This is a genomic window from Pampinifervens navoyensis (genome assembly GCF_046159715.1).
Classification (GTDB): domain Bacteria; phylum Aquificota; class Aquificia; order Aquificales; family Aquificaceae; genus Pampinifervens.
Map to the genome: position 1 here is coordinate 43,715 of NZ_JBJXCT010000008.1, position 18,219 is coordinate 61,933.

General features: G+C 45.7%; 31 protein-coding genes. 1 reads left to right on the forward strand and 30 read right to left on the reverse strand.

Translation table 11 applies throughout. The features are described 5' to 3' along the window. The 5 genes from ACKRDP_RS06980 to ACKRDP_RS07000 are packed head-to-tail and all read right to left on the reverse strand — an operon-like array spanning nucleotide 1 to nucleotide 4,274. Entirely contained in the window at nucleotides 1–444 is a 444-nt protein-coding gene (locus ACKRDP_RS06980; protein WP_409154056.1) for a phage baseplate assembly protein V, read from the reverse strand. Then, nucleotides 441–1,433: a phage late control D family protein gene (locus tag ACKRDP_RS06985; protein ID WP_409154057.1), complete on the reverse strand. Its 993-nt coding sequence runs from the start codon at nucleotides 1,431–1,433 to the stop codon at nucleotides 441–443. Before ACKRDP_RS06985 ends, ACKRDP_RS06980 begins: the two co-directional genes overlap by 4 nt. After that, nucleotides 1,418–1,624, reverse strand: coding sequence for a tail protein X (locus tag ACKRDP_RS06990; protein WP_304092612.1), 207 nt, complete (start codon nucleotides 1,622–1,624; stop codon nucleotides 1,418–1,420). Before ACKRDP_RS06990 ends, ACKRDP_RS06985 begins: the two co-directional genes overlap by 16 nt. After that, nucleotides 1,621–2,112, reverse strand: coding sequence for a phage tail protein (locus tag ACKRDP_RS06995; protein WP_409154058.1), 492 nt, complete (start codon nucleotides 2,110–2,112; stop codon nucleotides 1,621–1,623). The genes ACKRDP_RS06990 and ACKRDP_RS06995 overlap by 4 nt, the downstream gene beginning before the upstream one ends. Beyond that, on the reverse strand, nucleotides 2,112–4,274 hold the full coding sequence (locus tag ACKRDP_RS07000) for a phage tail tape measure protein (protein WP_409154059.1): 2,163 nt from the start codon (nucleotides 4,272–4,274) through the stop codon (nucleotides 2,112–2,114). Before ACKRDP_RS07000 ends, ACKRDP_RS06995 begins: the two co-directional genes overlap by 1 nt. A 29-nt stretch (nucleotides 4,275–4,303) precedes the next feature. Here ACKRDP_RS07000 and ACKRDP_RS07005 point away from each other — a divergent pair, with 29 nt between their 5' ends. After that, on the forward strand, nucleotides 4,304–4,549 hold the full coding sequence (locus ACKRDP_RS07005; protein WP_304092608.1) for a hypothetical protein: 246 nt from the start codon (nucleotides 4,304–4,306) through the stop codon (nucleotides 4,547–4,549). A 12-nt stretch (nucleotides 4,550–4,561) separates the two neighbouring features. Here ACKRDP_RS07005 and ACKRDP_RS07010 read toward each other — a convergent pair whose 3' ends face one another. The 25 genes from ACKRDP_RS07010 to ACKRDP_RS07130 are packed head-to-tail and all read right to left on the reverse strand — an operon-like array spanning nucleotide 4,562 to nucleotide 18,217. Further along, nucleotides 4,562–4,819: a hypothetical protein gene (locus ACKRDP_RS07010; RefSeq protein ID WP_304092606.1), complete on the reverse strand. Its 258-nt coding sequence runs from the start codon at nucleotides 4,817–4,819 to the stop codon at nucleotides 4,562–4,564. Between the two features lie 2 nt (nucleotides 4,820–4,821). Next, nucleotides 4,822–5,334 (reverse strand): phage major tail tube protein, encoded by a 513-nt coding sequence (locus ACKRDP_RS07015; RefSeq protein ID WP_304092604.1) that lies wholly within the window; start codon nucleotides 5,332–5,334, stop codon nucleotides 4,822–4,824. Next, a complete protein-coding gene (locus ACKRDP_RS07020) occupies nucleotides 5,331–5,585 on the reverse strand; it encodes a hypothetical protein (protein ID WP_304092602.1) in 255 nt (84 codons plus the stop codon). The genes ACKRDP_RS07015 and ACKRDP_RS07020 overlap by 4 nt, the downstream gene beginning before the upstream one ends. A 3-nt stretch (nucleotides 5,586–5,588) precedes the next feature. Beyond that, complete coding sequence (locus ACKRDP_RS07025; RefSeq protein WP_409154060.1) at nucleotides 5,589–6,854, reverse strand: phage tail sheath subtilisin-like domain-containing protein; 1,266 nt, start codon at nucleotides 6,852–6,854, stop codon at nucleotides 5,589–5,591. Further along, nucleotides 6,847–7,026 (reverse strand): hypothetical protein, encoded by a 180-nt coding sequence (locus ACKRDP_RS07030; RefSeq protein ID WP_304092598.1) that lies wholly within the window; start codon nucleotides 7,024–7,026, stop codon nucleotides 6,847–6,849. Before ACKRDP_RS07030 ends, ACKRDP_RS07025 begins: the two co-directional genes overlap by 8 nt. A 2-nt stretch (nucleotides 7,027–7,028) precedes the next feature. Continuing rightward, the gene (locus ACKRDP_RS07035) at nucleotides 7,029–7,472 is read right to left on the reverse strand and encodes a hypothetical protein (RefSeq protein ID WP_304092595.1); all 444 of its coding nucleotides are present in this window, start codon (nucleotides 7,470–7,472) and stop codon (nucleotides 7,029–7,031) included. Further along, entirely contained in the window at nucleotides 7,472–7,900 is a 429-nt protein-coding gene (locus tag ACKRDP_RS07040) for an HK97-gp10 family putative phage morphogenesis protein (RefSeq protein ID WP_304092593.1), read from the reverse strand. The genes ACKRDP_RS07035 and ACKRDP_RS07040 overlap by 1 nt, the downstream gene beginning before the upstream one ends. Further along, entirely contained in the window at nucleotides 7,885–8,193 is a 309-nt protein-coding gene (locus tag ACKRDP_RS07045) for a hypothetical protein (protein ID WP_304092591.1), read from the reverse strand. The genes ACKRDP_RS07040 and ACKRDP_RS07045 overlap by 16 nt, the downstream gene beginning before the upstream one ends. Next, complete coding sequence (locus tag ACKRDP_RS07050; RefSeq protein ID WP_304092590.1) at nucleotides 8,150–8,338, reverse strand: hypothetical protein; 189 nt, start codon at nucleotides 8,336–8,338, stop codon at nucleotides 8,150–8,152. Before ACKRDP_RS07050 ends, ACKRDP_RS07045 begins: the two co-directional genes overlap by 44 nt. Further along, the gene (locus ACKRDP_RS07055; RefSeq protein WP_409154061.1) at nucleotides 8,338–9,234 is read right to left on the reverse strand and encodes a N4-gp56 family major capsid protein; all 897 of its coding nucleotides are present in this window, start codon (nucleotides 9,232–9,234) and stop codon (nucleotides 8,338–8,340) included. Before ACKRDP_RS07055 ends, ACKRDP_RS07050 begins: the two co-directional genes overlap by 1 nt. Then, complete coding sequence (locus ACKRDP_RS07060) at nucleotides 9,231–9,644, reverse strand: hypothetical protein (RefSeq protein WP_304092586.1); 414 nt, start codon at nucleotides 9,642–9,644, stop codon at nucleotides 9,231–9,233. Before ACKRDP_RS07060 ends, ACKRDP_RS07055 begins: the two co-directional genes overlap by 4 nt. 2 nt (nucleotides 9,645–9,646) lie before the next feature. Beyond that, nucleotides 9,647–10,333, reverse strand: a complete 687-nt coding sequence (locus ACKRDP_RS07065) for a hypothetical protein (protein WP_409154062.1) — start codon at nucleotides 10,331–10,333, stop codon at nucleotides 9,647–9,649. Nucleotides 10,334–10,378: 45 nt separating this feature from the next. Beyond that, nucleotides 10,379–10,744, reverse strand: coding sequence for a hypothetical protein (locus tag ACKRDP_RS07070; protein WP_409154063.1), 366 nt, complete (start codon nucleotides 10,742–10,744; stop codon nucleotides 10,379–10,381). Continuing rightward, nucleotides 10,690–12,000 (reverse strand): minor capsid protein, encoded by a 1,311-nt coding sequence (locus ACKRDP_RS07075; protein WP_409154064.1) that lies wholly within the window; start codon nucleotides 11,998–12,000, stop codon nucleotides 10,690–10,692. The genes ACKRDP_RS07070 and ACKRDP_RS07075 overlap by 55 nt, the downstream gene beginning before the upstream one ends. Next, the gene (locus ACKRDP_RS07080) at nucleotides 12,000–13,205 is read right to left on the reverse strand and encodes a phage portal protein family protein (RefSeq protein ID WP_409154065.1); all 1,206 of its coding nucleotides are present in this window, start codon (nucleotides 13,203–13,205) and stop codon (nucleotides 12,000–12,002) included. Before ACKRDP_RS07080 ends, ACKRDP_RS07075 begins: the two co-directional genes overlap by 1 nt. Further along, nucleotides 13,186–14,487 (reverse strand): terminase large subunit domain-containing protein, encoded by a 1,302-nt coding sequence (locus tag ACKRDP_RS07085; RefSeq protein WP_409154066.1) that lies wholly within the window; start codon nucleotides 14,485–14,487, stop codon nucleotides 13,186–13,188. Before ACKRDP_RS07085 ends, ACKRDP_RS07080 begins: the two co-directional genes overlap by 20 nt. After that, nucleotides 14,477–14,974 (reverse strand): phage protein Gp27 family protein, encoded by a 498-nt coding sequence (locus ACKRDP_RS07090; RefSeq protein ID WP_409154067.1) that lies wholly within the window; start codon nucleotides 14,972–14,974, stop codon nucleotides 14,477–14,479. Before ACKRDP_RS07090 ends, ACKRDP_RS07085 begins: the two co-directional genes overlap by 11 nt. Beyond that, nucleotides 14,971–15,261 carry a hypothetical protein gene (locus ACKRDP_RS07095; RefSeq protein ID WP_304092578.1) on the reverse strand — a complete coding sequence of 97 codons (291 nt, stop codon included), beginning with the start codon at nucleotides 15,259–15,261 and terminating at the stop codon, nucleotides 14,971–14,973. Before ACKRDP_RS07095 ends, ACKRDP_RS07090 begins: the two co-directional genes overlap by 4 nt. A gap of 1 nt (nucleotide 15,262) precedes the next feature. Beyond that, on the reverse strand, nucleotides 15,263–15,562 hold the full coding sequence (locus ACKRDP_RS07100) for a hypothetical protein (RefSeq protein WP_304092577.1): 300 nt from the start codon (nucleotides 15,560–15,562) through the stop codon (nucleotides 15,263–15,265). Continuing rightward, the gene (locus ACKRDP_RS07105) at nucleotides 15,547–15,837 is read right to left on the reverse strand and encodes a PDDEXK family nuclease (RefSeq protein WP_304092576.1); all 291 of its coding nucleotides are present in this window, start codon (nucleotides 15,835–15,837) and stop codon (nucleotides 15,547–15,549) included. Before ACKRDP_RS07105 ends, ACKRDP_RS07100 begins: the two co-directional genes overlap by 16 nt. Nucleotides 15,838–15,869: 32 nt before the next feature. Beyond that, a complete protein-coding gene (locus ACKRDP_RS07110) occupies nucleotides 15,870–16,226 on the reverse strand; it encodes a helix-turn-helix domain-containing protein (protein WP_304092575.1) in 357 nt (118 codons plus the stop codon). Between the two features lie 27 nt (nucleotides 16,227–16,253). Then, on the reverse strand, nucleotides 16,254–16,952 hold the full coding sequence (locus tag ACKRDP_RS07115; RefSeq protein WP_409154068.1) for a hypothetical protein: 699 nt from the start codon (nucleotides 16,950–16,952) through the stop codon (nucleotides 16,254–16,256). After that, nucleotides 16,937–17,155 (reverse strand): hypothetical protein, encoded by a 219-nt coding sequence (locus ACKRDP_RS07120; protein WP_304092573.1) that lies wholly within the window; start codon nucleotides 17,153–17,155, stop codon nucleotides 16,937–16,939. The genes ACKRDP_RS07115 and ACKRDP_RS07120 overlap by 16 nt, the downstream gene beginning before the upstream one ends. A 23-nt stretch (nucleotides 17,156–17,178) precedes the next feature. Continuing rightward, a complete protein-coding gene (locus tag ACKRDP_RS07125) occupies nucleotides 17,179–17,685 on the reverse strand; it encodes a hypothetical protein (RefSeq protein WP_304092572.1) in 507 nt (168 codons plus the stop codon). Next, nucleotides 17,672–18,217 carry a recombination protein NinG gene (locus tag ACKRDP_RS07130; RefSeq protein ID WP_304092571.1) on the reverse strand — a complete coding sequence of 182 codons (546 nt, stop codon included), beginning with the start codon at nucleotides 18,215–18,217 and terminating at the stop codon, nucleotides 17,672–17,674. Before ACKRDP_RS07130 ends, ACKRDP_RS07125 begins: the two co-directional genes overlap by 14 nt. Nucleotides 18,218–18,219 lie beyond the last annotated feature (2 nt).

Here is an 18,219-nt window from a genome sequence, read left to right on the forward strand (position 1 = left end):
TTAACCTCCTATTGTAATTTCACTGCCAGCTATTTTTGTAGTCTCTCCTGCGACTACTGTTACGGTTTCTCCTGTGACAACAACTTCTGTAGCTTTTATCTCTACCTTGCCGGTGACGTGTATCTTGAGGTTGTGTGAAGTTCTGTCATACTCTATCCTTGTGCCGTCTTTAAACTCTATTACAAACTTGTCTCTTGTTTGTGAAGGTGGTTTATCTTTGTCGTTGTAGATGCTTCCAAGCACAAAGCCCGTATCCCAGTCGTCTTCATAAAAGCCACAGACAACAAGCTCGCCTATATCTGGTAGCCAGTAGTGTTTGTCGTGTTGTGTCTTTTGATGGACTACTGGGAGCCAGTAGGTTATGACTGCATCTGCGTCTTCTATCTGCACTCTGACTTTTGCGTTTTTGTCGTCAACTTCCACTACCTTGCCAACTCTTATCATTTTTTCTCTCCAGGTGCAAGTAATAGCTCTAATTCTGTAATATAGCCATCTCTGGTAATCGTGTGTGTGGCACATTGGATGTAATACTGTCTGTCAAATCTACCAAAGCCAGATATTTCCACCCATTCTCCTGCGTGAAGTTCTGGAATGCCTACGCACTCTACCCTTGCCTGTAGTTCTTTCATGTCATTGAGTGTTGCTTGCTTTTTGGCTATGGTCTCTGCCTGTCTCTGGTTCTCTACTCTCCGGTTTATCTTCTGTGTGTCTCCACTTTTGACTTTACTCTGTTTTTTGTCCTGTGTTGTCTCTTTCTTATTCGGGTCAAGATAGATTACTTCAGAGGTTTGTTCATACAGGCTTGAGACTTCAAAGCTGGCAGAGATGATGTTGTCTCTGGTGAGTTTGTAGATGCCTACCGGCTCTTCAGGATCTATTATCACAAGCCTTTTGTTTGATACTTTACATGTTTTACCGTAGAGCCTGCAGAGTTCTGCGAGAAACTCAAGGTCTCTTTTTTGGTTCTGAGTAAGCCTGGTGAATTGAATGTCCTCGCCCTTGAAGTGTAGACTGTAGCCGTGTCTCTGGGCTATCTCTTCTGCTATTTGTTTTAGGGTTTTGTTCTCAAAGGCGGTTGTCTTTATGGTGCGATAACTTGATTTTACATCTTTTGCAAGGGCTTTGATGGTAAATGTGTCTCCATCTCTGCTGACTGAGTAGGTGTAGCTGTCTATGAAAAACACGCCTGCGTTTCTGATCCTATCTGTGTAGCCGAATTTGACTTTCAGGGCTGAGCCTCTTGCTGGTGGATTTTCTCTGAAAAAGCCTTCTGGGTCATGCAGTTCTATCTCTATGTCATCGCTCTCTTGCTTTTGTAGTCCGTCGTTGTCAATATATCTGAAAGAAATGAGAAAGGGTGTTATATGTGTGGTGATATCTGTGTTATTTAACTCCACATACAGATATGGCTGTGGCACTAATCTGTCTGCCATGGCGGTGCTACCTCGGTAATATCTTCTTCATATTCAAGCTCTGGCACTGTTAACTCTATGCCCGCTGGAAGCACTGGCATGTGGCTGTATTGTGGGTTGTATAGCAGGAGAGCATCATAGACATATGGGTCTCCATAGAGCCTGTATGCTATCAAATCCCATCTGTCTCCATCTTTTGTGATGTATCTCATTTTGTGGCTCCTTCTCTGGTGATTAGGGCTTTAGGTTGTTGTCTGGTCTGTGTCTGGCTATTGGTTTTCTTTTGTCTGGCTTGTTGTCTTCTTGCGTTCTGTGTTTTTTGTAGCTCTTTCTTTGTAAATTCGGTAAGCTCCAGGGTAAGTTCTATAGCTACAGGTTGTCCATGCACGTTGGTCTGCGTGTATTCTGCGCTTATACGGTCTATAACAAATTCTCCGAGCACTTGCTGGGCTATTATGAGTTTCTGGGGCTCGCCTTTTTCTGCAAGTTCTTTGAGCTTCTGGTATGCAGACTGAGGGTCTCCCAACATCCAGTGGAGCTTGAGCTTGAGGTTTATTTTTCTGAGCTCTTTACCAAACCATTGCGTTGTGGACGGTGGTTGTATGGTCTGGGGTCGTGCATAGATGTAACTATTGTCTTCTGTGTGTGCGTAGTATTGATGCACTTCAAAAATCACATCTCCAAGTGAGCCGTATTGCATTAGTATCTCCTCCTGAAGTGTTCGTTTTCTATGCGTCTGAGGACTTCTCTTATCTGTTTTTCCAGCTCAATGGCAACGTCTTTGCTATGTGCGTTTATGGTGATGTTTATGTGGAAGTTTCCTGAGGATGCCATAGCGGGCTTTCCTGATATGCCTGTGGCGCTCTGAAGTGTGTGTCTCATAGCATTCACAAGTGGCGTGGGTTTTATACTCTCTGCTATGGTCTCCACAAGCCTTATCCTGTGAATGTCTCTGAGTGGTCCTTCCTTTGCCGGGCTGAATGGTAGCATGTTTCTTATCTTCTGCACGATTTCTCTGAAGGCTTCCACTGGCTTGTTTGATAGTGATTTTATGCCCTGCCATAGTGTGCTGACAAGCCTTGCACCTGCATCAAAGAGGTTAACCCCAAAGAGCTTTTTCACAAGATTGTTAACCGCTACGATTATCTGATAGAAGGGGTTTACAGACATTAAAAAGCTTGCGAGTCTCTGCCAGTTTTGTTTAAGCCAGTTCCATGCTGATGTCAAAAGTCTTGTCACTCTGTCCCAGTTTTTCCACAGAAGCCATGCGATGCCGGCAAGGGCAGAGACTATGGCTATTATTGCAAGTCCAACTGGGTTAAAGGCTACGAGAGATAGCATAGCAACTCTTGCAAAGAGGATTGCTCCTTTCAGCACGTTGAAGGCTATTGCAAGTGCTTTAATCACAGTTCCTACAACAGACAGGATGCCCATGGAAAAGCTTATGAGCTTGAGAAAAGAGGCAAGCACTAAAGAGACTGTCCCTATTACAGCTCCGAACACCGCAAGCCCTGCTATGGGGTAGGCTATGGCTTTTGCAAGGCTCTGGTTTTTCTGTATCCATTCTATTATTGGCCCAAGCACGTTGTTGTTGATGGTGTCAAATATATTTTTGAGAGGCTCTGCAAAGAGAGAGCCTGCCACTCCCATAAGGCTCTCAAGGGTGCCAAAGAAGGACTCTTTGACGTTTTTCCACGTGTTCATGGTTTTGTTTATTCTGTCCTGAAGGCTTGCCTGTTCGTCCATTGCCTTGCGCATGCCCTCAATTCCTGTAAAGCCTCCTTCTTCTATCTGCTTTCTAAGTTTTTGATATTCTTCAGGGTCCATAGTGTTTTTTAGGGCTTCGAGGTAAGCCAGAGCTTCTTCTTTGTTCTTTGCAAGCAAGGCGGACACTGCACGCATACCTTCGTCGTCAAAGAGTTGTTTCATCACTTGCATCCTCTTGAGTGGGTCTTGCACTTTCTCAAGCTCTTGTCTTAAGGCAATAAGAAACTCTTCAAGCTTAAAGCCCTCTTCTGTCATGAAGTCTTTTGCCCGAAGGGAAATCTGCACACCCTTCAGTTTTTGCACATTTTCGTCAAAGCTCATTATTCCTTTAAACATGCCTGCTATGGCAGTTCCTGCGGTCTCACCCTCCAGTCCTACCTGCCTAAGCGTGCCGAGCAGGGGAAACATGAGATCTACCGCTTTCATGCCTGTTATTCCAAGTTGTTGCAGGTAGTTCGAGAAGTATTTTGTTGAGTAGGCTATATCAGAAAGCTCCATCCCTGATGCAAATTTTAGTCTCTGTAGTTGGTCTATGAATTGAGTAAACTGCTTTGGGTCTATTTTGAAAGCGTTTGCAAACTTTGTTGCCATGTCTGCCATCTTTCTGGGGTCTGCTTCGTCCTTGAAAAGCACCCATGCCTTTGCAGTGCCTTCCAGTATCCCTCCTGCGATGTCTTTTGCGGAAAGCCCTCCAGATTTAAGCGCGGTAGACATTTCATAAAAATCCTTTGTGGCACCCGGCAGTTCAGCTCCGAGTTTTTCCACCTGCTTTGTTATTTTTTCTAACTCTTCAGGCAGTCCCGTTTTTGTCATAAAAGCAACTTCCATACGCACCCGTGCATCTTCAAGCTCCTCAAAGGAGTTCATAGCCTTCGTAAGAGTTGCCAGAGGCATGGCTACTGCCTGCGCAGACTTGAGAGAGATGTCCTCAAGTTTCTCGCTGAAGTTATGTATGCTTTCCTGCAGTTCTCTGAATTTGCCTTTTGTCTGCTCTACGTTTTTTGCCAGTTCTCTGACCGCCTGCGTCGCCTGGAAAAGTCCTCTGGTAGCGTTGTCCACAAGTTGCAGGCTTATAGCAATGGCAAAGCTTTCCATTTCCTGCCTCAGTGGAATATGTTATATGTATGGTCTGGCTTGGACTGGTAGCACTTCTTTATTTTCTCTTCCCCGCCTTTTTTGCCCTCTATGTCCTGCTTGCACCTCTTTTCTATGTTCTGCTCTTTGCCTTTCTGGTTTACCTTGCTGTGTGGGGAATTCTGCGCTTTGTCAATCATCGTCGTCAGCAGAGAGCTCTTCGTAAAATTGTTCAAGACTACGTAGCCAGAAGGAGAGCTGAGATATCCGCATCCTACAAAGCTCCTCATAGCTAAAGCCGTGTTTCATCATGCTGAGGATGGCTTTTGGGCTTGGAAAGGGCTTACCAGTTTTCCCACCTCGTTGAGCAGTGTAAGGGCGTCTGCTATGGGCATGTTTTCAAGCTCATCCTCGCTCATGGGTTTGCCATCTATCTCCACAAGCCTTACAGTTAGCAGTTTTATTATCTCGTTCTGGCTATTGGCATGCTCCATAGCCCAGAAAAGGTCTTTACCTTTCCCTTCTTTTATCCTTGCGGTTCTCCCGTCAGAAAGCTTTATCTCCATGCTTAACCTCCAAGAGCCTGTCTGTATTCAGATAGCTTGTCCTCGCCGTTGACTTTGAGGATGTTGTTAAACACATCTATCTCGTAGATCTCTTTGTCATCTACCTCAAGCTTGTAGTAGATGACTGCCATACTTGCCTCCGCCTCTGCATTGTCGCCTTTTTTTAACTTGCCTGTGTCAAACTCTTTGAAGTAGCCTTTTATCTCTGCTCTGAGTGGTTTGACGGTCACGCCGTGCTGGTCGTAAACCTGCACAGTCGCTCTTACTATCACCGTGTGCACTTTTGTGGGGTCTGATGCGTAAGCTATGAAGTCAGGGTATACGCTGTTAAACTTTATGCGTGCCTCCATCTTGTCCACTATGGTATGTAGCTCTGTTTCTCCCACAAGCCCAAGAGCCTTCAGCTCTGTGGTTTTATACTTTACCTTTGGAAGGTCTACCTCCTCTGCACGGGCTATGAAGTCTGTGCCGTCTATCCATACCCTTGCGTTTGTGACTCTGTTGATGCTGATCATGAGAGCACCCCCAGTTTTGCTTTTAGTTCTGATTGTTCTTTCAATAGCTCTGAGCTTCTATAAAGGTTCTGGAGAAGCCTTGAGTTAAGCTCCTGAAGTTCTGCGGTCTTTGCGGTCAGGGTGGGCAGGAAGCTTTGTGGGTCAAGGACATAAGCCTTCTCTTTTATGCTCTTTATGAGCTCCTCTCTTTCCCTTCTGAGAGCTTCAAGCTCCTCTCCTATGTCGTAAAGCCTTGCCTTTAACTCAACCATGTTTTAACCTCCGACTACTTTCTTGAGAAGGTCTATGTCTATAACCTCGAGGAAGGTTATCCTTTCTGCTGGTGGTGGTGGCATTATATGGTAGGCAAAGGTGAGGTGTCCGCTGGCAAGTTCACTGGGTGGGTTTTTGTCCTTTGGGAAGTAGCAGTATCCATCCACCAGTGCTCCTCTGCCTACAAGGGTTCTGATGAAAGCGTTAACTCCAGAAAGGACACCATCTATTGCCACCTGCACTGGTTTATCAAGCCATTGCAGGGCATAGTATTCGAGGCTTTCTGCGATTATGTCTGCAGTTCTCTGAATGTTTATAAAGTTCAGTGGGTCTGTCTTTGATGGAAAGGCGGAAGACCTGTTGCCCCATACACGGTAGCCTGTGCCGAAGTTGTTAAAGACGGTGACTATGCCAGCTGCGTTTAGCTGGTTGGCTTCTGTGTTTGGGTCGTTGACAGAGGCGGTTATTTGTCTTTCTATCCCTATTATTCCCTGCAGTTCCTGGTTGGAAGGCGACCACCAGTAGCCTTTCTCATGGTCTGTTCTTGCGATAACTCCTGCAAGCCTTGCGGATAGCGGCTCAAGCCTTTCTGTGTTTTTAGTTGTATCCCACACTTTCACGTGCGGGTAGCATATTACCGCTCTATAATCCGAATAGTTAAGTATCCCTCCTGCTCCTCTTGCGTTTATTGCCTGCTGGACTGTGTAGCCTACTGGTGCATCTATCAGTGCCATAGCTCTGACTGATTTCAGGTTTGCTTTTGCTATCATCTCCGTGGCAACTGCTGGTATTGTGGAAAAGCCCGGTGCAATTATAAGTTTTGCGGTAAAGCCGAACTGAGAAAAGAGAGTATCCACAAGTTGAAGTCCTGTCCTCCTGCCTGTTGAGCTTACAGAGCCTATTACATCAGAAGGCTGGACTGCAGAAGGGTCTGGCTGACCGCTGGCATTCTTGTGCACTCTCGGGTCAAAGACATTTACCGCTATGATTACTGTGCCTCCGTGGTCAAAGATGGCATCAAGGGCATATGGTATGGTGTATCCGGGCGTAGGCTGTCCAAAGTATTTTGCTCCGTCTTCTCTTGAAAGGATAAGAAGGGGACTGTTTACAACTTGCTCATACCAGTCCTCTTCTGACATGCCCTGTGGCACTGTGGTATGCACGGGTGCAGTGCCAACCAGAAAGACTACTGCGGACTTTACCTCTCTTACAGGAACTGGTCCTTTTGTGAGCAGGATTGTCTCAACACCATGCAGAAAATCAGCCATTTGACGCCTCCTTCTTTGACCTCTTTGTATTTTCTTCCTTTAGCACTCCCATTTCAAGCAAAGATTTCACCTGCTCTGTCTCTTCAAGCTCTACAAGCATGCCTGTGCTGAGCAGAATATCCTGCACAGGCAAAGGGAAGTCCGCTTTCAAGACTCTGTAGCTTTTTTTCATCTCTATACCTCCTCAAAGTCTATTCTTCTTGTAAGCACTTCCTCTTCGCTATAGAGCACTTCTCTGCCTTCTGCTCTGAAGGAAACTTGAAAGACAAACTCAGAGGTGTCCGTAAGCAAAAGCTTGGCCCCTGCAGGCATAAGCTTATAGCCTTCTATTACTGTGTTATTCAGCCTGTATAGCCTGTCTATTATTGCGTATGCTCCCGTGCCGTCATCTCTGAGGCTTCTGAAAAAGACAAGCACAGAAAGGTCAAAGACGCTTTCAAAGCCAGCGTTGAAAAGGTCAAGAGGGGTAAGCTCATGTTTTTCTATTACAACTCTCAGGGCTGGATATGTGGCAGGTCTTTTAAGCAGGTCTTCAGGCTTGCCAGACCATAGCTGAACATTTTCAAAGCCGAGGTTCTTTATAGCCTGCACAATGCCGTTTTCAATCTTCTGCCACATCAGAGAGCCTCCTCAAAGGCACTTCTGAAAATCCTCGATAGGGCTTTACCAGACAGATACTCTGCCACAGGCTTCATAAAGGGTCTTGCGGGCATTTTCTTTGTGCCATACTCGTGGTATATGGCATACTTGACTGGAGTGCCTATTGTTGCAGAGTAGTCATTCACTTTCGAGTTAAAGCTCTGTCTGAGCGTGGTTGTCCTGTGCAGGACTTTCTCTGAAAAGCCTTTCTTGAGCTTCCAGCGCAGGTATTTTTCTTTGAGAGGAGGCCATTCTACGCTAAGAGACTTACCTTCTGTTTTGAAAAGTTCTGAAAGCTTGCTAACTCCCTCTGCTCCTGCTCTCTCAAGGGCGAGTCTTACCGATTGTCTTATCCTCTGTGGCAGTTCTTGCATGTAGCTTTCAAGTCTTCTTATATCTCCTTCCATACCATTGCCCCCTTCGGGGTTATGTTCAAAAGCCTTTCTACTTCTCCTGCGAGCTCCTTAGTTCTGACTATCTCAGTGTTTCCTTGCCCTCTATAGTAGAGGTTTATGTGTGGGGCAAGCTCAAGCACTGCGAGGTATATGAGAGCTTGTCTGTGTTCTTCTTTCTGTGGGTCTGGGGCACTGTTTGTCAGTTTTACAAATCTGCCGTAGGCTCTGTTTATTGCTTTCTGGATGAGCTCTTCGGATATGTCAGCTTGCTTGAGAAACTCTCTTACCTCTTGCACGCTTATCATCCGTCTTCTCCTCAAGTCTTTCTGCGAGGGATAGGTTCATCAAAAGCTCTGCTACATGCTCTTCAAGCTCCTGCACTCCTTCCTGCACTCTGTAGAGCCTGCCGTTTATCCGCACCTCTTGTGGTCTGAAAACTCTGACTTTCATCAGTTGCTCTCAACCCTTACTATCGCAGGCTCATACAGACGCTTTATCGCAAAGTATGCCTTCCAGCCCAGCGTCTTCACTCTTCCAAGCCTGTCCACGTTAGTCTGCACCATCCTCAGAGACGTGCCATCCAGGTCAACTATGCCATAGGCATCTTTGCCGAGGACAAGGGTCTGGTAGACCGTTGCAGGTGGCGTTCCTCCGTTTGAAACAGTTGGCAGTGTAGTGGACACATAAAACTTTACACCTGCAAACTGTCCTACAAAGCCTTTTTCAAAGGCGGACATGTTGGCGCTGGCGAGTTGTAGTAGTTCACTGTCTGTAAAGAGGTCAAGGATTTTGTCTGGATGTATGAGGCATACATAGTAGCCGTCTTCAAATGGTGGGATGTTTTCTCTCTGCAGTAGGTTTACCGCTTTTCTTATTTCTGTCTTGGAGAGTTTTTGTATGCCTGTAAGCTCAGACCTTGCGTTTACTCCTCCTGCGTATAAAACATTTGTTCCTGACACAAGCTCGTTCATGGCTATGGTGTCAAGGCTTCTCTGCGCCTGGTCTGCAAGGATGTCAGTGGCATAGTCCACAAGGGGAACAAAAGAAGTGAGGTCTGCAAACTCATACAGGTCTATGCTGTCTCCGTATTCCTGCACGGTGACCTGTATAGGAGTGAGGTTAGGAAGGGCGGTTGCCTGAGGTGTGGGCTGGTCGGTTATGGGAGTGGTGATAACAGGCTTGGGGTTTGCCCTGTAGAACTCTATGGTTCTGCCCGAGTTAGCAGGCAGGCTTCTTTTCTGTCCGAACTTTAGCGCAACGAGGTTGGCTTTTACATACTCAAGCAACTTCCTCTCGTAGTAAAGAGGGAAAAGCTCGGGGTGTGTAGTCCTGCTTACTGTGCTCATTTTTGGACCTCCTCATAGAGTTTTGTTCTGAGCTTTAAAAGCTCCTGATAGTCAGCTTTCTCAAGCCAGTCTTTTGAGAACGTTTCTGGCTCTTGAGACTGCTGGACTGAAGAGCTTCTGAACTTTTCTTTTGCTCTTTCTTGATAATCATCAACTACAGCCTTGAGAGTGTCCGCATCCGCTCTGTCTATGAGCTTGAGAAGGGGTGCGTTGTCTCCATCTACGGCACGCACAAGCCTGACCGCTTCTGCTTTGAGATGTTCGTAATACTTCTTGCCAAGCTCTGCAAGCTCTTTTAGCTCTTGTTTTTCTTTCTCCGCAAGCTCCAGTTTAGCCTGCAGAGTCTCCACAGTCTCCTGAAGCTCTTCTTTGCTGAGCGTCAGTATAACTTCTTTTGTGAGCTTCTCCATATTTAACCTCCTTGACAGTGTTTTTCATAAAGCCTTTTTGCTCTGTCGTAAATCTGCCTGTGTCCATGAAGGCTTGACAGTTGCATAGCAGCCTTAAGTCTCTCACAGGAAATCTTCCCTTCCCATGTTTTGTATGGATACCTGCGAGAAGAGGGGTCTAAAAAGTAGTCCTGAGGAGCTTTGTCTCTTAGCTCTGGGTCATCCCACCATTCAGCGGTGGAAAGCGTGATGTCTTCATACTTGGAAAGCAGTCTTGCGTTGGGGTCTGCGCCTTCAAAGACCAGTGAAAGCTCTTTAAACTCTATATCTACCACCTTGTCTTTTTCTTTTGTGAGCACCGCACCTATGGACACAGACTTGATGGGGCTTGGAGACATTTTTATAAGACTGACGAGCCTTTCATTGCCTTCTTTTGTTACCCTCACCCTTGCCATCAAAGCCTTCTGACTGTCATCAAACCAGCTATGAACTACAACACCAACAATTTTGTCCACCTTCCACTCGTGGTCTAAAAGCAGAGGCTTGCCAATCAGGTCTGCCTGCTTTTTTATGAGAAGTTCCGAGGGAAAATAAAACTCACCTTTTGCACTCTGTATAGGTGTGTCAGCAGAAATAGCACGCACTGTGAACTCTATGTAGCCCTCTGTCTCTTCCACGCTTTCAGGCTTGAAAGCCAGGGTCAAAAGCATACACTACATGCTAAGCTTTCAGTAGCATGCTATCAAGCAAGGATTTCAAAGGCTCTCGTAGATTTCTCTGAGGTGTTCTGGCAGTAGCTCTGCAGGATATTCTTTTGTGGCTATTTTATCCAGATGCCACCACCAGTATTCAAGGGGCTTGTTTTTGTCCTTTTCCATGTAGGCGGGTGGTCCAAATTTCTTCAGTCCTTTCAAAAGCTTGATGTCAAGCTCCTTTACCATATGGTCTAACCCAAGTTCGTGTATCCTTGTCCTTGTGTCTGCGGTTATATGGTAGTTGTGATGACAGTAGGCTGAGGGTATTGTTTCAGGATAGCGGAGGCTAAACTCATAAAAGCCTATAAGCTCTAAATGAGCCTGATTATGGCCGACTGGAAGTTCTTTTGCACTCTCTCTATCCATCTGTCCACCTCTTCCTTATACATTGAATTTATAGAAAGGTTTGCGTCAGAGCATACCACCTTAATATTGCCTCTGTAAAAGACAAAGTAGTCCTGACCAAATCTTCTTTCCACAAATACCTTATCTGGCTTTTTTATGATGTCGTAGGCTAAGTTTTTATACTCTTCCAGAGAACTTACACCTACCTCCTGCGCATGGTCATGATAGTGCTTCTGGACAAACTCACCAAGATATTTCAGTATTTGTTTATCTGTGGCATCTGCAGGTGGACGTGCCCACTCACTTCCCAAATGCGCCCTTATCCTGTTGTTTATCTCCGCTCTTGTAAGCGAGCTATACTCCTTAAGAAGCTCTCTCTGTCCAGGACTGTCTTTGCCAATAGGCTCCACACTGGCAGGGATTTTTACCTCTACTTCTTCTGTCTGTGCGACTACCACACACCTGCAGTGTGGGTGGATGGGTGGGAGCTTTCCTGGGATGCCTGCACTTGTTCCTTTCTGCACTGTGTTTATGAAGGGCTTGAGGTCTCTTATAAGTTCTGGGTCTTGAGTGGAGACAAGCATGTCCAGCGCTCTTACCGCCTCCTCGGTCCTGAAAACTCTACCGTCCATTGACCGGCATATTCTGCATGTGAGCCTGTCGTTTACTGCATCCCACCTGTAGTATGAGATTCGGGCCTTTTGTAATGTGTAGATTCTGCCTGCGTTTCTAAGGAAGTTGACTGAGGTGTCTATTATCTGTCTTGCCTTCCATTCGGTCTGAGGTTGTATGTAGCTCCTGAACTGTCTGAGAAACTCCTTCACGCCCTTTTGACCTCTGCCTATGGGGTTGCCCTGCTCTAAGTAGTAGGCACTCATCCAGTCCAGAACTCTTTTTCTTAACTCTCTGTCCCCTTGAAAGAACTTGCCAAGATAAAAGTCATGCAGTCTCAGGGCGTATTCTATGGCTCTGTGGTCTTTTTCTGTAAAGTCATAAAAGCCCGGCTGTGTGCGTGCAAGTATGTTGAGGGGCATGCGTGAAACTTCTTTTCTGTATATGTCCTCAAGTTCTTGCAAAAGCTTTGCCTTAACGCCTTCTGGCAGCCTCATTTGCTCTTCGAGCTTTATAAGTAGCATGTTTGCAAAGTCCTGAAAGCTTACAAAGTATTTGCTCCGCTCAAGCATATACTCAAGAGCGGACTTAAAGCCTGCATTAAGGCTCGGCAGGACAAGCTTGAGAATTCTCTCTATATCAGGGTCTGGTCTGTAAGCATCCATCAGAGCACCTCTTCCAGAAGCTTTCTTGCTTCTTCAGCTGAGATGACTCCTGCTTGCAGCAATGTGGCAATGCTTTCTGCTCTGAGTTTTATCACCTCTTCCTCCTCCTTTGCTCTGAAGTCAGGAGGCTCAGCAAAGGACACATTCACATCACTAACATCATAGCCTCTAAGTGTGAGGTGTAGCTTGTAAACATACTCAAGAAAACGCTCTACAAGTCTCTGATAGTTCTTAAGCTGAGATACAAAAATGTGCAGGCTTACAGTTGCCCATGTTTCTGTGTAGCCTTCTGAAAAGCCAAGCAGTGCAGGCTGTCCTTTTGCTCCTTCTATGAGCCACTTTTCTATGGTCTGCAAAACCTCTTTTAGCCCTCCTGCACTGGCAGACACTTCTTTGAACTCTACCTGTGTGCCTTCAAAATGCAAAAGCACACCCTTTGAGATGTTTTCTGCAATGTCCTGTGCAGTATCCTGCAGGAATTTGCGAGCTCTTTCTTGATACTCTGCCTCGGTCTCCGATGGACTTCTCTGTAGTTGTGGGAAAGTTATATCCAGAAAGCCTATCAGCCCAAGCTTGTTGGCAAGGCTTTTGAGTTCTGTGATAAGAGCGTCTGTAGTGTCCAGAAGAGGCAGGCTTGCAAGCATGGGAGGTATGCCGTAGGGGGAGCCATCCACCGTGAGGAGTGGTATATACATGTAGGTGTGAGGGTTTAGCTCAACAAGCTTGTCTGACACCATCTGGTAGGGTTTCCACAGGTCTTTCTCCTGGTCGTAGGCAAAGTAAATTGTAGAAGGATGGACACGGACGAGTTTTTGCACAGCATCTACTTTGTCCGAGACAACGATTTCTGCGGATATGCACCCGTAGAGGATTATCTGACTGAAAAGGGTATTTATAAAAGCGTCCATATTAAGTGTTTCTGCGAGTCTCGTTATCTCTTCCTTTAGCTCTTCTCTATCGGTTTCCACTGTGTGTCCCGTGTTGGCAAGGTTTATGACGAGGTTATGAACCTGGGACAATACGGGATTAGTGAAAACCGCCCTTTCTATCTCATACAGGGCAGTCCGTGGAAACCGTGGGTCCACAAGTCTTGAGCGTATGTCTTTTGTCTGTGGCAAAAGCACACTGACTGGCTCTACACTGAGCCTTCCTGCATCCTTTTTCTTGAGTGCGTCTTTAAGCTTTTCAAATAACTCTTTCAACATGCCACCACCTCTTTACAGTTTTCTCGGGGCTGTAAAAGACAAGAGGGCTTATTTCCTTTGTTTCTTCTTTTCCTGCGTGCAAAGCAAGAGCGAGAGCCCAGAACCTGTCTGCGTGTCCGTCTTCCGTATTGCCTTCATATCTTATATTGCCACTGTCTGACACAAGCCTTTTGACTGAATGAAGGTCTTCTCTCAGGTCATTATCCGGAGGAATTCTTATGATTTTGTCTATAAAGGCATGTCTTAGTCTTTCTGCCAGCTCCTCTTTTACTCTCGCTGTAAAGTAGACTCTCTGCACCTTTGCCTCGCCCCAGCGACGGGCAAGTTCTTCTGCCAGCTGCATGCCTATACCAGTTTCATCTATAGCAAGCCTTCTGGCAAAACTGGCTATGTGGTCTATGACTTTGAACTGCTCTGAAAATGAGACATTACGCAAAATCTCAAGCCTTCTCAAGTAGAAAACGGAGCCAAGCTTTTCAAGAATGCTTATCACCGTGAGGTCTCTGCGCCTTCCAATGTCTACACCCACAAAAACATCGCCTCTGAGAAGTCTCAGGTCGTCAACTTCTATGTTTTCTTCCTCACAGGACTGAATAACCTCATAAGGCAAAAGCACATCTTCGTCGTCTATAAACTCACAAAGATATTCGGACTTCCATGCGAGTTCATTTTTTATGCCCCTCCTGAGTTCCTCAGGGTCTATAGCAAGCCCGTTTTGAACTGCGTCATGGATTGTAAGCCTGTAGCTAAACCATGCAGGGTCTTCCTGTGCGGTCTGCCACAGGTGATAAAAGAGGTCTTTCTTTGTGCGGGGTGTGGATATGGCTATGAGTTTATAGCGTTGGTTCCTCGTTATGGTGGGAAAGACTGCCTGATATACTTCAAAGCCTTTTTCAAAAAAGGCGGTCTCGTCCATGATAACATCTCCAGTGAAGCCCCTCACAGTTTCCGGTTTAGAGGGGAGGGCAATCACTTTCGAGCCGTTTGGGAATCGAGCTTCGAGCTGAAAAGTCTGCGTATCTTCAAAGAAGTCCACTTTTGCAAGCTTGAGAGCTTGCACATGCATTTTTACTTTGTCTAAAAGCTCTTTAGACTGTCTCTCGGAGGGGCTTATGACCACGACTCTGTGGTTAACAAACTCCACCGCTCTTTTTATCGCATAGTAGGACACAAGAAAGGACTTCCCTGTCTGACGAGCCCACATGAGGACAGAAAACCTTCTTGTTTCAATGCCCTGCAGTGCAATCCTCTGATATGGTAGCAGAATGCTTTCAGCCTTCATAGACTTCTCTCAAAAGCTTCAGGACTTCTTCCTTGTTCCAGTTTTGCTTTTCAGACTTTTCTACTTCCTGCATGGCTTTTTTCAGTCTCTCTTCCCGATACCTCTGCAGTTTTTCTGCTGAGACTGAAAGTTTATATAGTGATGCGATAAGCTCTGTCGGGTCATCAAACTCAAGAGCTTCTATGTCCTTGACAAACCGTAGAAGTCGGGCTGCAATGATGTTGGTTATGACTTCAAGACTATCGGTTGCGGGGTTTTCTTTTGCCGCCTCAAGCACTGCTTTGACTTCCGATTGTATTTCCATAAGCTCTTTTGCTGTGTCCGCATAGCTTCTCAGTGTGCGATGTATCGCGCTTTTAGAGATGTTGTAGCCCTCTGACTTCAGAATTGCTTCTATTTCTCTGATAGTTCTTTTTTCTTTGTGGTAAAGGTGAATGATATACTGTATGATGTCCAGCAGGTCTGCCTTGCTTCTGCGTGCCATCATTCCTCCTCCTGTGGCACAGCTACACCTTTATCTGTCTCTATGCCGTCAAGGAGGTCGATACCCCTTGGAGTTATTCTGTAAACCTTGTAGCTCATATAAGGCTTTAGCTTAACCTCTTCTGCTTGTAGATAGCCCTTGCCTTCCAGATAGTGCAGGGCTTCCTCTATCTCAGAGACTTTGTAATACTGATAAAACACATGCACTATGCCATCCCTGTCCAGTCCTGCAATGTTTTGTTTTAGAAGCTGTAAAATTCTTCCTCTTAGAGCAGTTATTCTGCCTCTCATCTTATTTCTCCTTCAGAAGTTGTATAAGCTCGGTGAGTCTGTCGAAGAATTTCTCCATCCGCTCTTCCAATCTCTGTATTTCCCACCTCCACCCGGACACATCCTGAAGGTGAACCTCCTTGTCTACCTTTTTTCGCTCTAAAGCCTCTATATCCTCTTTTAGCCTGCTTACCGCCTTTTCCACCCGCTCTATCGCCTTGTTCATGTAGAAAAGCTGAAAGATTAGCGCAAGCAAAACCACCAGAGCCAGAGCTTCCTCAGATATTAGTCTGACTACTGAGTTTATTACCGCTGTCTCCACTTGACTACCTCCAGAAAGGTTTTCAGAGGCATGACAATAAGAGGCTCTTTTCTGTCTGCCTTTAGCACAAGGGCGTCTGCAGAAGAAAGCCAGGCGTAGACCTGCAGGGATTTGCGAGCCTTGACCTGAACCCCGAGAGAGATACCTATTTCCTTATTATATATATATAAGTCTGTGTCTGTGTGCGAACCTGCGGACCTTACTACCTGAAAGCCCGCCTGCTCAAACAGAGCTTTTATTTCTCTTTCTATACGTGCTCCTTTTGCGTAGGACATGGCTTTAATATTGCAGAAGCTACGAGAGGCTTTCAAGCAAGAATTTCAAGGCTGTGAATTATCTGAGAGAGCTTAAATTTCAAAAGCTGTAAGTTGTTTATTTCCTGTAGGGTTTTGAGTTCATGTTTTAAAGAGGAAACTATTACAGAATTCAGGTCTGCCTGTTTTAGCATAGACCTGCTTGGTCTTCTCAACCTTTGCGGGATTGTCTCGTCTTGCGTGAGATTGTTTCTTATGAAAGTTGCGAGGTCGCTTTGTTTTATTCTCAGTGTGCCGGATGGGAGCTTAATGGCGTTTAGATAGCCGGCATCAACCCAGGAGTATACCGTGCGTGGTGAAACCTTTAGTAAGGCTGCAACTTCTTGTATACTGTAAAGAACTTCTGTCATCTTATTTTCAAAGTTAGCGATTTCCTGTTAAGTATCATGCAAGGATTTCACAGTTCCTTTATGAGATTTTGGTTTTAAGCGTAAATCAGCGCCCTCCACCCTCCTCAACACACACACCTCTCTCAGTCTGGAAATTATCGGCTCTTCTGCAAGCAAGCCAAACAGGTCTTTTATATCCAGGTTGCTTATTATCGCAAGCCTTTTTTCTTCGTTATAGGCGTGATATATAACCTCTCTCACGAAGTCAAGGTGAAAATCTCTCAGAAATTTGCTAACATCATCTAATATAATCATGTCCGCCTCTCTGTATGCCTCACGCAGGGCTTTAAAGTCCTGCATATCTGGACAGGAGATGTAGAGCGGGTTTTTTACCCTGTATTTCCTTAGCAGCTGTGCGATGGCATAAATAATCGCATGCGTTTTGCCTGTTCCTGCAGGTCCAGTAAGAATTACCCCGCCCGCATGCAGGGTTTTCAGGCAAAACTCCGTGAGGTCTGTCTTTTTTGTCTCTTGCAGTTTTTTTACTACTCTGGGTGGAAAGCCAAGCCCAAGAAGGATTTTCTGTATAGTTTCAAGACTGAGGACTTTAAGCACTTTTTCCAGATATGTGCCTTTGCCGTTTTTCAACTCTATCCAGAAGAAATACTCCTCTTCTCTTATTGAAACCACTGGCCTGCCTTTATAGAGTTTTTCAAGCTCTTCTCTGTTTTTTACCGCCCTAACCATTCCTTTACCTCCTCTTTTAGTTGTTGCGCAGTTTTCAGAGCAGATTGTTTTGTGCTAACTCGCTCTGCCCCAGCTTTACCCCTCAGTGCTGTAAGTCTTAGAACAACCGTTTTCAGTATTGCATAGTCATCCCCAAACTCCTCTCTCAACATTTCTTCTATACTGTCAAGTGTCCTGTGAATTCTTTTAGCCAGCTCTATCATCTCCTGCCTATTAGCTCTCATCCTTACCCCTCCTCTGCCCAGTCGGGCATGTCATCTATGTCATCCATGTAGTAGTCAAGCCCCCGAGTGTTTTCTGGGGATACCCACTTTCCACTTTCTCGGTGTGTCCGTTTTATTCTTGGCAGGACTGTTCTGAACCATGTTATAGAGCCGTCCCCTTTTAGATAGCCTTCTTTTAGTCTTCTAAACTCTTCGTAATCCTTTTTTATGTCCTCTACCCCAAGTCCGTTTTGTTCGTATATCTGTATCAACTCCCTTAATGCTTTGCCTACCCTATCCTGCCATTTGCTATAGCCAAAGCTTTCTGGAGGAGTGCCGTTCCACAACTTTATATACCACCCCATAAGATGTTGTATGCTTTTGCCATACCGTTCTGCCCTCTCCTCGTGAAATTGGATATATTGCCTCAGTTCCTCAACTATCTTCGTGAGCCTTTTGTAAGCTTCTTGCCCTGTTTTGCTTTCAAGAACTTGCTCAAGTTGTCTCAGTAGAGTTTTACACTTGCGCATGTTTTTCACCTCCTTCTGAGCGTTTTAGTTCCTTAAGCTTGCTCCTTACTGCCTCGATGCTTCTGCCAAGTTCATCTGCCGCCATTCTTATCTCCCCTGGCTTTGCAGGGCGGTGGACCAGTTCTTCAAGCCTTTTTATCTCCTCCTGCGTCCACTTTTTCTTTATTGTTCCTACGCCCCTGGCCTTTCTTATACGCCTTGTTCTTTCCTGCTTTACCTGCATTCTGCAGGTGGGGGAGCAATACAGATTGTCCGAACGGTTTGGGATGAAAAACTTCCCACACACCTGGCAGGATTTCATAATTCTCTGTATATCTTCCTCTTCCGCATGCAGTGTAGCAAAAACGGGCGGGTTTTCTACAATACGCCTTAAAAGCCCATCTCTCACCTGTGCGGATATGAGAGAGTGGACTTTCTGCTTTACCCACTTTCTCATCGGGCCAGGTGGCGGATTGAGAGAATTTACAACGTCCTCAGGTCTGAAGACTTTTAACTTCAGCATTTCAGCCCAGACCATGCCGTCCGTATACATGC

Excerpts from the sequence above, each read along its gene's own strand:
- ACKRDP_RS07070 (WP_409154063.1), bottom strand. The coding sequence starts at position 10,744 with ATGGATAGAGAGAGTGCAAAAGAACTTCCAGTCGGCCATAATCAGGCT.
- ACKRDP_RS07085 (WP_409154066.1), bottom strand. The coding sequence starts at position 14,487 with ATGAAGGCTGAAAGCATTCTGCTACCATATCAGAGGATTGCACTGCAG.
- ACKRDP_RS07120 (WP_304092573.1), bottom strand. The coding sequence starts at position 17,155 with ATGATAGAGCTGGCTAAAAGAATTCACAGGACACTTGACAGTATAGAA.
- ACKRDP_RS07030 (WP_304092598.1), bottom strand. The coding sequence starts at position 7,026 with ATGAAAAAAAGCTACAGAGTCTTGAAAGCGGACTTCCCTTTGCCTGTG.
- ACKRDP_RS07020 (WP_304092602.1), bottom strand. The coding sequence starts at position 5,585 with ATGGTTGAGTTAAAGGCAAGGCTTTACGACATAGGAGAGGAGCTTGAA.
- ACKRDP_RS07080 (WP_409154065.1), bottom strand. The coding sequence starts at position 13,205 with ATGTTGAAAGAGTTATTTGAAAAGCTTAAAGACGCACTCAAGAAAAAG.
- ACKRDP_RS07130 (WP_304092571.1), bottom strand. The coding sequence starts at position 18,217 with ATGTATACGGACGGCATGGTCTGGGCTGAAATGCTGAAGTTAAAAGTC.
- ACKRDP_RS06990 (WP_304092612.1), bottom strand. The coding sequence starts at position 1,624 with ATGAGATACATCACAAAAGATGGAGACAGATGGGATTTGATAGCATAC.
- ACKRDP_RS07095 (WP_304092578.1), bottom strand. The coding sequence starts at position 15,261 with ATGAGAGGCAGAATAACTGCTCTAAGAGGAAGAATTTTACAGCTTCTA.
- ACKRDP_RS07055 (WP_409154061.1), bottom strand. The coding sequence starts at position 9,234 with ATGAGCACAGTAAGCAGGACTACACACCCCGAGCTTTTCCCTCTTTAC.
- ACKRDP_RS07010 (WP_304092606.1), bottom strand. The coding sequence starts at position 4,819 with ATGGAGATAAAGCTTTCTGACGGGAGAACCGCAAGGATAAAAGAAGGG.
- ACKRDP_RS07005 (WP_304092608.1), top strand. The coding sequence starts at position 4,304 with ATGGTCTGGCTTGGACTGGTAGCACTTCTTTATTTTCTCTTCCCCGCC.
- ACKRDP_RS07110 (WP_304092575.1), bottom strand. The coding sequence starts at position 16,226 with ATGACAGAAGTTCTTTACAGTATACAAGAAGTTGCAGCCTTACTAAAG.
- ACKRDP_RS07050 (WP_304092590.1), bottom strand. The coding sequence starts at position 8,338 with ATGAAAGTCAGAGTTTTCAGACCACAAGAGGTGCGGATAAACGGCAGG.
- ACKRDP_RS07025 (WP_409154060.1), bottom strand. The coding sequence starts at position 6,854 with ATGGCTGATTTTCTGCATGGTGTTGAGACAATCCTGCTCACAAAAGGA.
- ACKRDP_RS07000 (WP_409154059.1), bottom strand. The coding sequence starts at position 4,274 with ATGGAAAGCTTTGCCATTGCTATAAGCCTGCAACTTGTGGACAACGCT.
- ACKRDP_RS06980 (WP_409154056.1), bottom strand. The coding sequence starts at position 444 with ATGATAAGAGTTGGCAAGGTAGTGGAAGTTGACGACAAAAACGCAAAA.
- ACKRDP_RS07065 (WP_409154062.1), bottom strand. The coding sequence starts at position 10,333 with ATGCTTTTGACCCTGGCTTTCAAGCCTGAAAGCGTGGAAGAGACAGAG.
- ACKRDP_RS07015 (WP_304092604.1), bottom strand. The coding sequence starts at position 5,334 with ATGATCAGCATCAACAGAGTCACAAACGCAAGGGTATGGATAGACGGC.
- ACKRDP_RS07115 (WP_409154068.1), bottom strand. The coding sequence starts at position 16,952 with ATGGTTAGGGCGGTAAAAAACAGAGAAGAGCTTGAAAAACTCTATAAA.
- ACKRDP_RS07125 (WP_304092572.1), bottom strand. The coding sequence starts at position 17,685 with ATGCGCAAGTGTAAAACTCTACTGAGACAACTTGAGCAAGTTCTTGAA.
- ACKRDP_RS06995 (WP_409154058.1), bottom strand. The coding sequence starts at position 2,112 with ATGCAATACGGCTCACTTGGAGATGTGATTTTTGAAGTGCATCAATAC.
- ACKRDP_RS07060 (WP_304092586.1), bottom strand. The coding sequence starts at position 9,644 with ATGGAGAAGCTCACAAAAGAAGTTATACTGACGCTCAGCAAAGAAGAG.
- ACKRDP_RS07035 (WP_304092595.1), bottom strand. The coding sequence starts at position 7,472 with ATGTGGCAGAAGATTGAAAACGGCATTGTGCAGGCTATAAAGAACCTC.
- ACKRDP_RS07090 (WP_409154067.1), bottom strand. The coding sequence starts at position 14,974 with ATGATGGCACGCAGAAGCAAGGCAGACCTGCTGGACATCATACAGTAT.
- ACKRDP_RS07075 (WP_409154064.1), bottom strand. The coding sequence starts at position 12,000 with ATGGATGCTTACAGACCAGACCCTGATATAGAGAGAATTCTCAAGCTT.
- ACKRDP_RS06985 (WP_409154057.1), bottom strand. The coding sequence starts at position 1,433 with ATGGCAGACAGATTAGTGCCACAGCCATATCTGTATGTGGAGTTAAAT.
- ACKRDP_RS07045 (WP_304092591.1), bottom strand. The coding sequence starts at position 8,193 with ATGATAAGCGTGCAAGAGGTAAGAGAGTTTCTCAAGCAAGCTGACATA.
- ACKRDP_RS07040 (WP_304092593.1), bottom strand. The coding sequence starts at position 7,900 with ATGGAAGGAGATATAAGAAGACTTGAAAGCTACATGCAAGAACTGCCA.
- ACKRDP_RS07105 (WP_304092576.1), bottom strand. The coding sequence starts at position 15,837 with ATGTCCTACGCAAAAGGAGCACGTATAGAAAGAGAAATAAAAGCTCTG.